Consider the following 13518-nt stretch of genomic DNA (forward strand, 5'->3'; position numbering starts at 1 on the left):
GTAATACTTCTAAAAAGTATTACGTCCGCAATTGCGTTAACTGGTGTGCTATTGTGTCAATTGTCTAGTAATATCTGACCTTTACATTCTTCCCCAGCTTCTGAACGCAGTCCTTCAGCTGCTCCACCAGGTTCATCCTGACGCTCAGGTCAAAGGGCAGATTGGAGTTCTGGTGGGCCGGATTCAGGGCCTTCCCCACAAAAAGGTGGAGGTCCGTGCACTCCTCGATAATGAGCTTGGCCAGCATTGAGGCCCCGTTTTTCGCATCCAGCTCATTGAAAAACTCCTCGTCAAATTCATCCTGCTCGTACTTTTTCAGGATACTGAGAGCCTTCCCGATGGTCAGCACGCCCTCTGTCACAAGATCCAGCCCCTCGATGGAGGCTGTGGGCGGAACTGATGGATCCGCGTAGTCCACGGAAGTGACGATCTCTTTTTTCAGAACGCGGGCGGCGATATTGGCGCTGGTCCCGCCGCAGACCACCTTTTTCCCCTCGCTCTTCATGAAGTCGCAGATCAGCTGCTCGTCATCCTCCTTGTTGGTAGGCGGCCCTGTGAAAATGTTGACTACCTGTCTCTCGATGACTCTGACCACAGCCACCGTGGTGTCGTCCCCGGGCTTTTCCCCGTACAGGTCATAGCAGGCCTGGGACAGCATGGCCGCAAGCCGTGAGGCGGACAGGGTCTCCTTTGTACATTTCAGGGTGTACTGGGCCATGTCCTTCCATGTCCAGCCGAAATTGAGCAGTTCCCCCACTCCGGCGTAGATCACTCCGTCGCTCATGAGGACAAAGCAGTCATTGATCTTCACCTGAAACCGGTACTCCCGTATCTTCTTGTCCTCTATAAAGCGCTCCTCATAGGGATAGTCCACGATCTTCTTATCCCGCACAAAGACGCAGGACGGATTGTCAAATTCCACCAGATAGGCATTGCCATCATGAAAGATCTGGAGGATGCTGAAGGTCGCATAGGCTACCTGACGCACCTGGCAGATGGGCAGCGTGCGGGCAATGGTCTCCACGCAGGACTCAATGGACGCTCCGTTCAAAAACATGGTCCCCAGTATCTTGGAAGTGAGAGTGGCCAGTATGTTGGCTTTCACGCCACTTCCCATGCCGTCTGCCAGGATCACAATATCTGCATTCTCTGTGTGCAGCACCTCCACCTTGTCGCCGCACAGCTCTTCATTATGTTTATTCAGGCTTTTCCACGAAATATCCAGACAAACACTCATATCAATCTTCCTCTTCAAACAAAATGGAGTCCCGCAGCTTGGACAGGGTCACCTTGGTCTCCGCCGTTGTCTCCCCCAGGAGCCCGGCAATCTCCTGCGCCACCATCATCTGCTTGTCAATAACCTTCTGGGCCATCTCCACTGTCTCCATTTTCAGGTGGTAATGCTGCTCCTTCGCCTTCTCCTCCCTGGACACGTCCTGATAGGTGACAAGCACAGACTCCAGCCTGTCTATGTAAATGATGCTCTCCACCACAGGCAGACCAGCAGGCTCCAGGCGAATTTTCTTCCGGATGATTGGCTCCCTCGTATCCAGCACCTGATCTATATCGTCCGACTCGATAAACTCAAATATGTACCGCTCCAGCGCCTCCTCCCTGGAGACCTCCAGAATCTTCAGAGCCTTTTTGTTGCACTCCCGTATCCGCATCTGGCTGTCCACAATGAGGATCATGCTGGGCGTCACGTCCATGACGACATTGGACATGGACTCCGCCTGGGCCACCGCGTTGGGAAGGCACATGCCGATCTCCGCCTTCCCCTGGAAAACGGCCGTGGCCTTGGCCCGGCAGCTGGGATAGCCACAGGCTCCGCAGTTGAGCTCATCGGACTTCGTGTATTTTCCCATGGCCCGGAGCACATCCTCCATCTGCTCCTCCGTTGGCGCCGGATCCTCCACTCGGCGGTCCATAAAAGTCTTGTGCATGTCTACATTGGTTCCGCTGGTCTCCTCTGCCGGCCCCCGCTTTACCGCATGCCTCTCCACGTCCATCTTGGCCCGGACCGCAGAGCGGTTCCATTTGTCTGAGGCAGGTCCCTTGACGCAGCCCCCCTCGCACACGTTTACCTCAAAAAAGCAGCCCTGTATCTCCCCTTTTTTCAGCTCCTCAAAAAGCTCCATGCAGGCTGACAGGCCGTCCACAGCCACCTTGTAGTAGCCCCCCTGCCCCTCCAGGGGTGCTCCCGGTCCTGCCAGCACAGAGTGGATGATGCCTCCCCCCACCGGGTAGAGCTGATTGACCATAGGGCAGGGATTTGCCAGGGGCTCATCCTCGCAGGCAGACACATGAATCCCCGCCATCTCCCACCACTTCACCACTTCCTCAAAGGTCAGGATGGCGTCCACCGCTCCGCTCACCCGCTCGTCCCCCTCGGCCTCCGCCTTCTTGGCAATGCAGGGTCCCAGGAAGACCACCTTCACATCCTCCCCGTAGATCTGCCGGATCAGCCGCCCGTGGGCGATCATGGGGGACACCACAGGCGCCATCAGAGGCACCAGCTCCGGGTAATATTTCTCGATCAGGTCATTGACGCTGGGGCAGCAGGTAGTGATGATATTGGTCATCTCCCCGGCCCGCAGCAGCTTCTGATACTCGGCCGTCACAAGAGCCGCCCCCTCAGCTGTCTCCCTGACTGCGTAAAATCCCAGCTTTTTGAGAGCTGAGACGACCTGTCCCGGGCGTTCGTAGTCCAGCACCCCCAGGTAGGAGGGCGCAATGGAGATGATCACCTTCATTCCCTGGCGCAGATATCCACGTACCCTGTCCATATCGCTGGCAAACTTCTTTGCGTTCTGGGGACAGACCTCCAGACAGTGGCCGCAGTTGATACAGTGATCCTTCATGATGTGGGCCTGCTCATTCTGCACGGAGATCGCCTTCACCTCACAGTGCCGCACACATTTATAGCAGTGACGGCAGCTTGCATCCTTAAAATCTATAACTCTCACCTTTGCCCTCCTTTTACAGCGCTCTTTCCATATTTATGCATATTATAGCATCCCGGGTGCAGGCAGGGCAACGAAAAAGGCTGAAATCAGCACCCCACAGGACTTGTTTTTATACAGAAGCAGACGTACAATATAAGTATTACATAAGAGGGAGGGGAGCCGGTATTTCCATCGCAAAATATCGGTTCAAACAAAAAAGATGTCTGAATTTGAAAACCACAGAAAAAAAGCCCGGGAAATGCAACAGGCCCAGGAGGCCAGGGAGCGGGCTGTCCAGGAGGTACGGCGCTCCAGAACTCATTCCCGGAGGAAAAATGACCAGAAATTCTTTCTTTTCGTCTTTGTCACCATTATCCTCGGCATCGCGGCTGCCGCTCTCCTGTCTGTCTTCTTTCCGTCAGGCGCAAAAAAGGCGGATGACAGGAAAGCGGAGCCTGTCAGCGCCCAGGCTCAGACTTATACGCCGTCCACTGCCACCTGGACAGCGGCGGGAGATATTGTCTTTCACCTGCCCTTTCTGGAGTCAGGCGTGTATCTGAATTCGTCGGACGGCACCTACGATTACACATCTATATTCGACCACTGCCGCCCGCTCCTTGAGTCGGCTGATTTCTCCACAGTCACCATGGAGACCTCCCTGGCCGGTGAGGAGGCCGGGTACAGCGGCTATCCCATGTTCAAGGCCCCGGACGCGCTGGCTGACGCGCTGGCCGCAGACGGATTTGACATGGTCAACCTGGCCAGCAACCATGTGTACGACAGGCTGGACGAGGGACTTGCCCGCACCATGGAGGTCCTGAGCCAGAAAAATCTCCAGTACATGGGCACCCGGCCGGATACAGACCACAAGAAATACAATGTAGTCGATGTAAACGGCATCAAAGTGGGCGTGCTCAGCTATGTGTACGAGACCACCGCCGGGAGTGGCTCCAAGTCCATCAACGGTATTGCCCTGTCTGACGCAGCCGCTCCTCTTATCAACTCCTTTGATCCCAGCAATCCGGATGTATTTTACAGCGAGGTGGAGGCCTCACTGGCCGCCATGAAGGAGGAGGGCTTCCAGTACACCATCGCCTACATGCACTGGGGCACAGAGTATCAGACCCAGCAGTCCCAGGAGCAGACAGATATGGCCCAAAGGCTCTGCGATATGGGCATCGACACCCTCATCGGCAGCCATCCCCACGTGATCCAGCCGGTAGACGTACTCACCTCATCGGACGGGGAGCACCAGATGCTCTGCTGCTACGCCATCGGAAATTTCCTCTCCAACCAGCGCAGCGAATACATGCAGGCGGAAATGCCCACCGGCGAGACAGAGGACAGCTACCTGCTGACACTGACTCTCTCCAGCGACAAGAAGGGAAAGGTCACACTCACAGACGCGGCCTTCACTCCCATGTGGACGTACCGCTATGAGACCGACGCCGGCGCCGCCTTCGCGGTCCTCCCGGTAAATGACACCTCCTCCCTGGAGGAGACCACCGGACTTTCCAGCATCAAGGCTGAGGCGGACGAGTCCGCCGCCAGGACCCAGGCCATCATCGGGGAGGGCGTGGAGAAGGTCAAAGCCGCGCTGCCCCTGAAATCCGCCATATAGAAAAATGCCATATGGGAAGACGCCATATAAGAAAATAATGCCAAAGAAAAATGCACTGCCCGCGTGGGAAATCCTCCCACATGCGACAGTGCATTTTCTTTTATTTCTTCTATTTTATAATTGTCAAGATGTCTTCCACTGTCTCTGCCAGGTAGTCCGCCCCGGCCTGCGAAAGCTCCTGCCTGCTTCCATATCCGTAGAGAACACCCAGGCTGTCCACGCCGTTTGCCCTGGCCCCCTCCACATCGTGGAACCGGTCTCCCACCATCAGCACCTGGGCCGGATCCGTTATATTGCAGCAGTCCATGGCGTAGGCAATGACCTCGTCTTTGCCTACCCTTGTCTCGTCCATGGTAGCCCCTGCCGCATAGGCAAAGTAGCTGGTCAGGCCAAAATGGTCCAGTATCTGCCGGGCAAAGTACTCCGGCTTAGACGTGGCCAGCACCAGCGTTTTCCCCCTGCGCTTCAGCTCCGCCAGCATCTCCTCCATGCCCTCATAAACCTTGTTCTCGAAAATGCCCCGGTCTTTATAGTACTCCCGGTACAGCTTAATGCCTCTCCTTGCCTCCTCCGGGGTAAAGCCGTAAAAATCCCGGAAGGAGTCCGCAAGCGGCGGCCCGATAAAGCGGTACAGCTTGGTCCGGTCTGTCTCCTCGATTCCAAAGCCCTTCAGGGCGTACATGACAGAGCCTGTGATGCCAACCCCCGGGTCTGTCACCGTGCCGTCAAGGTCAAACAGAATGTATTTGTACTCTTTCATTTTCTTCCTCCTTGTTCCCTGCTTCCCTCTTGCTATATCCAGGCCTCGCAGCCAGGCGTCAGAGGCACCAGATATATTTATACTTCCATCTCTGCCATCCCCGCAGCCGACTGTACATCTCCGCCCCCGTCTTCCTGTATATGTCCATCGCTTTCCTGTACTCCCGGGCAGACGGACGTTTCTCATTAAACATACTTTCCAGCACAAGCTGATACAGCCATCTCATCTCCTGCTCCTTAATACTGTCCCACATATCCGCCATGCGCCGGCAGGTCTCCTCTCTCAGGGGGCTGCTCTCCTTCATCCCCATCGTACGGCTCCTGTCATAGATCGTTCCGTAGATGGCCTCCACCGCTTTTGTTCTGTTTCTTCCTCCCAGGACGCGCAGCCGCCTTTTTCTGCGGACTGCTGCCTGCAGGAAAAATGCGCCTATGACGCATCCCACTATAGCCAGAAGGAGAGCCGCCCTTCCCGCGATCCGCATAGCACCTGGCCCGGCCTTCTCCTGGTCGCCCGCCTGCCCGTGCCGCAACGCGCTGTCAGAAGCTGTCTGCGTCTCACTGCCTGGTGAAGCGCTCCCATCGGAAGCAGGAGTGTGCTCCCGCACTGTCCATTCTCCATCCTCAAATGTCTCACACCAGGCGTGCCCCATGGTCCCGTCCGCCACCGCCAGATAGGTCCCGTCCGCCTGCCTGGAAAAGGCCGAGGCCGGGACAGCGTAGCCCTCCACATATCTGGCAGGGTATCCCATCATCCTGTACATAAGGACAGCCGCTGTGGCAAAATGCACACAGAATCCTCTTTCACTCTCAAACACAAAATACTCCGCGAAATCTTCCCCTGTCGGTGTTCTTCCCGGCTCCGTGTCATAGACAGCCTTCTGCGTCAACTCTCTGTCAATCTGTTTTTCTGCCTCCTCCACTGTATCTGACGGCCAAGAGGCGCACAGCTCCTCCAGACGATCCAGTCCCTCCGGCCAGGAGAGAAAGAGACTATCTCTTCCATCCTCACCGGACGTCTCCTCCCACGACTGCCCTGTGTAAGCGCCGCCCCATCGGAGGGGATAGTAGACGGTTCCGTAAGGAGCCTCCTCCAGCCTCACATCCACCGCTGCCGTCCCGTCTGGCGAAAACCTGGCAACTGACGCCAGGTCGGTCATCCCGTCCGCTTCTGTGTCCCAAGGAAGAGTACCAGCCCCGCTATCTCCGGGCGTCTCACTTTGCTCATCCGAAGCGGAAGGAGCCTCCTTTGCAGCCACTTCCGCTCTGTCTTCCTCCCTTTCCCGCGGCAGCTGTTCTTCTTCCTCCGGTCTGTCGTCTGCCTCTTCATCCTGACCTTCCATGCGCAGCCGGACGGCATTCAGATTATCCACGACTCCGGTCTGGATCGCCTGCCTGGTCTGACTGTAAAAGCCGTCTTCCTCCAGGCGGATCACATCTGCCGCTCTGCCTGCCAGCACGGACACTCCTCCCAGCACGAGGAGAGTCACCGCAGCGATAGCGGTTCCCGCCCAGGCAGCGCCGGCCGGACCTGCCATGTCTCTTCCTCCCGCTCCCGCGGCGGTGAGATAGCAGCCCCCTGTCACAATCAGCATCCAGGTCGCCCAGGCAGACGGAAAAGCTCCTTCCAGTATAGCTGCCAGTACGGGAAGCAAGAGGATCAGCACGGCTACCAGCTTTCCTCTTCCCCACCGGATCACCAGAAGCAGGATCGTAAGAAGAGGCACACAGACGAGCACCGCTGTGCCAACTGCCAGCGTCCCGGCTGAAAGGCTCCCCTCCTCCCAGAACCGGACTTCAAACCCTCTCTCCTGGTGTACCGCCAGATAGGCGTTGACAAGATGGGCCGCCGCCCCCTGTATCACATAAAAAAATCTCCAGCACAGAAGAGCCGCAGCCAGTATCACAGCCGGCACTGCCACTTTACGCCGCGGGCAGGACACAGCCCCGCCAATGATGACAGCCAGCACAAGTCCGGCGCCATACAGCCAGCTTCTACTCACCACCATCCCGGGAAAGACAGAAAAAAGACATTCCCACCAGGCTGCTGCCGCCAGACAGGTCACAAAGATACGCAGAGCAAAAAGAGATGCTCCGCCTTTCACAGACATATGTTTGACCTTTTCTCTTTTCATCTCTCTCCCCCTCTCAGACCTGCAGCAGCTCCTGCCTCTCTCCGTCGACGAGAATGTCTCCCCCATTGTCGATCGTCAGGACTGTGCTGAACCAGACGCCCCTGAATGCCTCCTCCCAGCAGGCGTCCGCCAGCTCTCTGTCGCTGACAGGCTCCATCTCCATCAGACTCCAGAGCAGTTCGTAGAGACTCTCCTCGCTGTCCACCCTCCGTTTCACGATCCGGCGGTTTTTCTCCTCCGGCCAGGCAGCCATATGCACACATTTGACCTCTGTCAGAGAAAAGCAAAGAGAGGCGGCGCTCCCCAGGATATGGTCGAGATCCTCTGCCATTTTCCGGCTCTTTTGGAAGTCAATCCGCACCAGCACAGCTGTCCCCAGAGGGAAGCTGTTTTCCTTCACCATCACAGCATCCTCCTTGGCGCTGATCTTCCAGTGGATGTTCCGCGCCGGATCCTGGGGCCTGTACTCCCGTATCTGATAAATCTGGGACGGGTCGTCCCCGCTCCTCTCCTCAGAGTACTCATCCGCATCTGCAAGAAATTCTCTTGTTCTCCTCGTCACCTCCACCGGCAGGAGCTCCATATCCGGCCAGATGCCCACTGCCTTCAGGCTTTCTGCCCTCACAGTCCTCTTGAATATCCCCAGCCAATCCCACAGAACCAGACCGGTCAGTTCGACCTCCAATCGTCCGCTCAGCTCCGCCCGGATCCTGACCGAAAGCTTTCTCGTCCTGCCAGGGACAAGATAACAGGAAACACGCTGCCTTCTGCCTGGGAGAAAACGGCTGCCTGCGTGTAGGCTGACCCGACACCTGACAGGAAACCGATATCTGCTCTTTACAAGGACAGGCACCTCTATCTCCTGCCCCTTTTCCCCCATATCCGGCACAAAGCCGAGGCGCGCCTCCACCGCTCTTTTCGCCCCCGCAAGGAAAAACCAGGCAGCGGCCGGATAGAGGATCTCCAGGATCAGAACGGTCGTCACCACTGTATCGTTCAGTATAAAAAACAGATAGCCGGTAAAAACCACAGCCACTGCATACAAAATGATCCGAAGCACCATATTTATCCCCGCCTTATCCTGATGGAGGGCGCCGGCACCTTCTCTTCGATTTGTCTCAAAAGATCAGCCGGACGGACATGTCCCACTCTGGCCTTTGCCGACAGCTGGATGCGGTGGGCCGCTGTGTCAACAAAAATTTCGGACACATCCTCAGGAACAACATATTTTCTCCCTTTCAGCCAGGCCCTGGCCCTGCTCATAGCCGCCAGGGCCACCGCTCCCCTCGGACTCACACCCAGGGAAATCAGGCCGTGGCTTCTGGTTGCCTCCACAAGGTCCGCTATATATCCATAGATGAGGTCGTGGACATAGGTATCTGCCGCCTCTTCCTGCATTTTGCACAGAATATCCGGGCCGAACACATTGCTGGTCCTGACAGCCGGCCGTCCCTTCTGATTCCTTTTGAGTATCTCGATCTCATCTTCCTTATCCGGGTATCCCATGGTGACACAGATCATAAAGCGATCCAGCTGGGAGTCCGGAAGCAGCTGGGTTCCGGCTGAACCTGCAGGATTTTCTGTAGCCATGACAATAAAAGGCCGGCCGGTCTTTCTCGTCACGCCGTCCACAGTCACCTGCCCCTCCTCCATCACCTCCAGAAGAGCGGACTGGGTCTTGGGCGAAGTGCGGTTGATCTCATCCGCCAGAAGGAAATTGCACATGGCCGCTCCGGGCTGATAAACAAATTTCTCCAGCTCCTTTTTATAGATGGTAAATCCGGTCAGATCAGAGGGCAGCACATCCGGCGTAAACTGCACTCGCTTCTCCTTCAGTCCCATAGCCCTGGAGAAAGCCAGCGCCATTGTCGTCTTCCCGGTGCCCGGCATATCCTCCACCAGAATATGGCCGCCCGCCAGGATAGCCGTCATGATCTTCTCTATCACCTGGTCTTTTCCAACGACAGCCTTCTCCACCTCGCGGATGACTCCCCAGGCTGCCTCCTGATATGCTCCATTCATTATAAATCCCCTCTCCCCTTTTTCGTATCATGTATACCTGCCAACATATTAGCATATCTGTCTTTAGATATCCACCTCTGCAGCATGTCTCTTCCGGTATTCTCTCGGCGTCGTATGGAACCGCTCCTGGAACACCCTGTTAAACGTCCTCATACTCGTAAATCCCGCGTTCATGGCAACATCCGTGATGGAATCCTCTGAGCTCTGCAGGAGCGCCACCGCCTGGTTCAGCCGCAGCTCATTCAAATACTGGTTGAAATTTGTGTGAAAGGTGCCGGAAAAGACCCGGGACAGGGCAAAGGGACTGTATCCCAGATCCTGGGCCATCTTTGTGAGGGATACCTCCTCATCCCCGTAGTGCTTTGCCATGTAGACCACCGCATCGTACACGATATCGTGTCCCGGCTGCTCTTCTCTCCTTCTCAGCTCCAGAAAAGGCAGCGCCCTGGCCAGAATCACCTGCGTGAAGGCCTGCCGCAGCACAGTTCCCGGAAGCTCCTCCTCGTCTTTTGTTTTTCCCAGACGCGCATCTCGGGGATTCTTCAGCTCCCGCAGCCTCTCCAGGGCGTAGGGGATATCCCTATGGACATGCCCCGATGGGACAACCGGCCCGAGAGGCTGACAGGTCAGCAGCTGCTCCGAAAAAAAGCCTGCAAAGGAGGGCGGCGCCAGAAAGTAGAGGGCCCTGGACTCCTCCCGGCTGAACACCTGGTAGTGGTGGATCACATTGGGAAAAACAACCCCGAAATCTCCCGGCTCCATATGGCACAGCGTCTCCCCCACTCCCAGCTCCAGCGTCCCGCTGGTCACATAGATACATTCCATGGACTTGTGGATGTGGGGCGGATAGTGGACAGACTCCTTTTCATAGATCTCCATCTGATCTTCCTTTAGCTCGTAGAAAAAATGCATCAAAACCCTCCTGCAAGATTTGGCTGATTTATCTTCCCTTTTGACAAGAATTATATCCCCTGCCACACTATAATGCAATTGAAAATAAAGAGGAGGTGCCAGATATGATCAGAAGATTTAGCAATTTCTTAAGAGACTCTTTTGACACATATATGCAGATCTACACAAGAGATCTCTTCTAAAAAATGGCAGAAAAGCAGCAATGAAACAAAAGCAGAACAAAAAAGCAGGCAGCTGTCACTGACCCTCACCGTTCCCGGTGTCCGGTCTTGAACAGCTGCCTGCTTTTTTATAATCCTGTCTTTTGTGAAGGGCTAATGCTGATTTCTACTCTTTCCTATTCTTTTGCTCCCCCTTCCGAAGGATCACCGGCCCTCCGGCTTTCCCTGAAGGCCAGCAGAGCGTTGGAGACCGCACAGCCAAGCACACATCCCAGAGTATTATGGAACATGTCATCCCACTCAAAAAGTCCCCTCATAAATAGAAACTGACTCACCTCAATCACACCGGACAGCAGGATTCCCAGCAGGATCCCCGCCCGAAGCCGCACTTTTTTCCCCGCCGCAAATGGCAAAAGCAATCCTGCCGGTGCCAGCATAACGCAGTTCAGCATGATCTCCTGCAGCAGCGCCCAGTCATGCTCAGACAGCACAGCTCTCCAGGACCAGAGAGGGATCAGTTCACACTGCCGTTCACTCACTTCCCTGGTGAATACAGTTGATCCCAGCACAACCACTATATAAACCAGCATGGCCATCATCCCGGCCGCCTGGCTTTTTCTGATCCTGTGACTTCCTGCCGCCGCCAGCAAAAAGGCCGCCCCCGCAACGAGCAAAATCCCAAAGAACAAGATTTCTCTCTCCGACCAGGGCCGGCTGTGGGTAGACAGGATCTGATATAAATCCATATATCCGTCTCTTCTTTCTCTAGTTTTCTCTTAAATCAAAACGAATCCTCTTCCGGATTGTCTTATCTTATACATTTTTCCACTTATAGGTACCCCCTTTTTCAAGTATCGCAGGAGGCAGCCTGTAAAGACGAAAACATAAGCTTCAAAGCATAGCTTTCAGGAAACCTCTCTGCTTTGTCGATGGGAATAAAAAGCATTGAGATTTCTTTTAGATCTTCTTATCAGATTTGCAGACACGGCAGACGCCGCAAAAGAAAAAAGCTGCCAGAAATATAATGCTTTGCCATTATCATATCACATACCCGAAGAAGTTTCCATAAGTTTTAGGTGTAAATTTTGCCCCCCTTCTGTACAGCCCTGCAGCAATAACACTCGAAGCGGGAAGAAAGCCACACCGGCTTCCTTCCCGCTTCTTTATATATCACATTAGGAGGTGTCTCTTGTCTGTCCTATCGTCTTATCCGTTGATGCTCCGCTTCACATAGGTAGTGTGCAGATACTCGTGAGCCTTGTGGCTACCGGGCTCGCCCAGATACTCCTCGTAAAGCTTTTTGATAGCCGGGTTCTCGTGGGACTTGCGGATGGCCTTGGCCTCATCATTGCGGTACAGGACGCCGGCGCGGATGGCCCGCACGTCTGTGAAATTCCGCACCTCACCCGATACCTGAGGCTGGCCGCCGCCATTAACGCAGCCGCCGGGACAGCCCATAATCTCGATGAAGTGGTACTGTGCCTCTCCGGATTTCACTCTATTTAAAAGGGTTCTTGCGTTGGCAAGGCCGGAGGCCACTGCCACCTTAATGTCCATGCCGGCCACATTGTAGGAGGCCTCCTTGATCCCTTTAGTTCCACGCACATCGGCAAACTTCAGCTTGGCCAGCTCCTCGCCTGTGAGGGTCTCCACCGCTGTCCGGAGGGCCGCCTCCATAACGCCGCCAGTGGCTCCGAAGATGACGCCGGCTCCGGTGGACTCTCCCATGGGATCGTCAAATTTCTCGTCCGGAAGAGCTGTGAAGGATATGCCGCACCGACGGATCAGCCTTGCCAGCTCACGGGTGGTGATAGCGATGTCCACATCCGGCACGCCGGCCGCGTTCTGGTCATCCCGCCCGATCTCGAATTTTTTGGCCGTGCAGGGCATAACGCTGACGGACACGATCTTCTTCGGGTCGATGCCCTCCTTCTCGGCAAAATAGGTCTTCAGCATGGCCCCAAACATCTGCTGCGGCGACTTGCAGCTTGACAGGTTCTCGGTCATGTCCGGGAAATAGTGCTCGCAATACTTGATCCAGCCCGGTGAGCAGGATGTGATGAGAGGCAGCACTCCGCCGTTCTGTATCCTGTCAAGGAGCTCTGTGGCCTCCTCCATGATGGTCAGGTCTGCCGCCCAGTCTGTATCGAACACCTTGTCAAATCCGATACGGCGCAGAGCTGCCACCATCTTTCCCTCCACATCGGTTCCCATGGGGTAGCCGAACTCCTCGCCAAGGCCGGCCCGGACAGAGGGTGCGGTCTGCACCACCACGTATTTGTCGGGATCCGCGATGGCCTCCAGGATCTGGTCGGTGTAGTCCTTCTCATAGAGAGCGCCTGTGGGACAGACGGCGATGCACTGTCCGCAGGAGACGCAGCTGGTCTGGCCAAGCCCCATGCCAAAGGGTGAGCCGATAAAGGTGGCAAAGCCCCTGTTGTTGGGCCCGATGACTCCGATGCCCTGGGTCTTCTCACACACTGCCACGCAACGGCGGCAGAGGATACACTTGTTGTTGTCCCGGATCATGTGGGCCGCGGAGGTGTCCAGCTCATAGTGGTTGGACTCTCCCTGGAAATAGTCTTCATCGTCCACGCCGTACTCCTGGCAGAGCTGCTGTAGCTCACATTTACCGCTGCGCACGCAGGAGAGGCATTTCTTGTCGTGGTTGGACAGCAGAAGCTGAAGCGTCCGCCTTCTCGACTTGATGAGTCTGGGGGTGTTGGTCCACACCTCCATCCCTTCATTGATGGGATAGACACAGGCCGCCACCAGGTTCTTAGCCCCCTTGACCTCCACCACGCACATACGGCATGCGCCGATCTCGTTGATCTCTTTTAAATAACACAGGGTCGGGATCCGGATGCCCGCCAGGTGCGCCGCTTCGAGAATGGTGGAACCAGCCGGAGCGGATACTTCTAAACCGTTTATCTTTAAGTTGATGTTCTCCATATTCTCCATCC

Annotated in this window: 10 protein-coding genes; 1 reads left to right on the forward strand and 9 read right to left on the reverse strand. The window is 55.6% G+C overall.

Annotation, left to right across the window (positions count from 1 at the left end; translation table 11 throughout):
- Positions 1 to 64: 64 nt before the first annotated feature.
- Together NI21_RS0111370 and NI21_RS0111375 are read right to left on the reverse strand one after the other, a co-directional pair.
- Positions 65 to 1237 (reverse strand): SpoIIE family protein phosphatase, encoded by a 1173-nt coding sequence (locus tag NI21_RS0111370; protein ID WP_033126319.1) that lies wholly within the window; start codon positions 1235 to 1237, stop codon positions 65 to 67.
- Position 1238: 1 nt separating this feature from the next.
- Entirely contained in the window at positions 1239 to 2966 is a 1728-nt protein-coding gene (locus NI21_RS0111375) for a [Fe-Fe] hydrogenase large subunit C-terminal domain-containing protein (RefSeq protein ID WP_033126320.1), read from the reverse strand.
- A 238-nt stretch (positions 2967 to 3204) separates the two neighbouring features.
- Between NI21_RS0111375 and NI21_RS0111380 the strand changes: the two genes are divergently transcribed.
- Complete coding sequence (locus NI21_RS0111380) at positions 3205 to 4566, forward strand: CapA family protein (protein ID WP_197052625.1); 1362 nt, start codon at positions 3205 to 3207, stop codon at positions 4564 to 4566.
- Between the two features lie 109 nt (positions 4567 to 4675).
- Here the strand turns inward: NI21_RS0111380 and NI21_RS0111385 are convergent, their stop codons facing one another.
- The 7 genes from NI21_RS0111385 to NI21_RS0111415 form a co-directional block, all read right to left on the reverse strand.
- Positions 4676 to 5326: an HAD family hydrolase gene (locus tag NI21_RS0111385; RefSeq protein ID WP_033126322.1), complete on the reverse strand. Its 651-nt coding sequence runs from the start codon at positions 5324 to 5326 to the stop codon at positions 4676 to 4678.
- Between the two features lie 58 nt (positions 5327 to 5384).
- On the reverse strand, positions 5385 to 7460 hold the full coding sequence (locus NI21_RS0111390) for a transglutaminase family protein (RefSeq protein ID WP_033126323.1): 2076 nt from the start codon (positions 7458 to 7460) through the stop codon (positions 5385 to 5387).
- 13 nt (positions 7461 to 7473) lie between these two features.
- Positions 7474 to 8523 (reverse strand): DUF58 domain-containing protein, encoded by a 1050-nt coding sequence (locus tag NI21_RS0111395; RefSeq protein WP_033126324.1) that lies wholly within the window; start codon positions 8521 to 8523, stop codon positions 7474 to 7476.
- Between the two features lie 2 nt (positions 8524 to 8525).
- Entirely contained in the window at positions 8526 to 9482 is a 957-nt protein-coding gene (locus NI21_RS0111400) for a MoxR family ATPase (protein WP_033126325.1), read from the reverse strand.
- Positions 9483 to 9545: 63 nt separating this feature from the next.
- Positions 9546 to 10394 carry an AraC family transcriptional regulator gene (locus NI21_RS0111405; protein ID WP_033126326.1) on the reverse strand — a complete coding sequence of 283 codons (849 nt, stop codon included), beginning with the start codon at positions 10392 to 10394 and terminating at the stop codon, positions 9546 to 9548.
- 337 nt (positions 10395 to 10731) lie between these two features.
- A complete protein-coding gene (locus NI21_RS0111410; protein ID WP_081958060.1) occupies positions 10732 to 11301 on the reverse strand; it encodes a VanZ family protein in 570 nt (189 codons plus the stop codon).
- Between the two features lie 460 nt (positions 11302 to 11761).
- A complete protein-coding gene (locus NI21_RS0111415) occupies positions 11762 to 13507 on the reverse strand; it encodes an NADH-dependent [FeFe] hydrogenase, group A6 (protein WP_033126446.1) in 1746 nt (581 codons plus the stop codon).
- Positions 13508 to 13518 lie beyond the last annotated feature (11 nt).

The organism is Eubacterium sp. ER2, assembly GCF_000765215.1.
GTDB classification, from domain to species: Bacteria; Bacillota; Clostridia; order Lachnospirales; family Lachnospiraceae; genus Claveliimonas; species Claveliimonas intestinigallinarum.

What these genes read in the sequence shown, in the direction of transcription:
- NI21_RS0111415 (WP_033126446.1), bottom strand. Translation starts at nt 13,507, where the DNA reads ATGGAGAACATCAACTTAAAGATAAACGGTTTAGAAGTATCCGCTCCG.
- NI21_RS0111390 (WP_033126323.1), bottom strand. Translation starts at nt 7,460, where the DNA reads ATGAAAAGAGAAAAGGTCAAACATATGTCTGTGAAAGGCGGAGCATCT.
- NI21_RS0111410 (WP_081958060.1), bottom strand. Translation starts at nt 11,301, where the DNA reads ATGGATTTATATCAGATCCTGTCTACCCACAGCCGGCCCTGGTCGGAG.
- NI21_RS0111380 (WP_197052625.1), top strand. Translation starts at nt 3,205, where the DNA reads ATGCAACAGGCCCAGGAGGCCAGGGAGCGGGCTGTCCAGGAGGTACGG.
- NI21_RS0111385 (WP_033126322.1), bottom strand. Translation starts at nt 5,326, where the DNA reads ATGAAAGAGTACAAATACATTCTGTTTGACCTTGACGGCACGGTGACA.
- NI21_RS0111400 (WP_033126325.1), bottom strand. Translation starts at nt 9,482, where the DNA reads ATGAATGGAGCATATCAGGAGGCAGCCTGGGGAGTCATCCGCGAGGTG.
- NI21_RS0111405 (WP_033126326.1), bottom strand. Translation starts at nt 10,394, where the DNA reads ATGCATTTTTTCTACGAGCTAAAGGAAGATCAGATGGAGATCTATGAA.
- NI21_RS0111395 (WP_033126324.1), bottom strand. Translation starts at nt 8,523, where the DNA reads ATGGTGCTTCGGATCATTTTGTATGCAGTGGCTGTGGTTTTTACCGGC.
- NI21_RS0111370 (WP_033126319.1), bottom strand. Translation starts at nt 1,237, where the DNA reads ATGAGTGTTTGTCTGGATATTTCGTGGAAAAGCCTGAATAAACATAAT.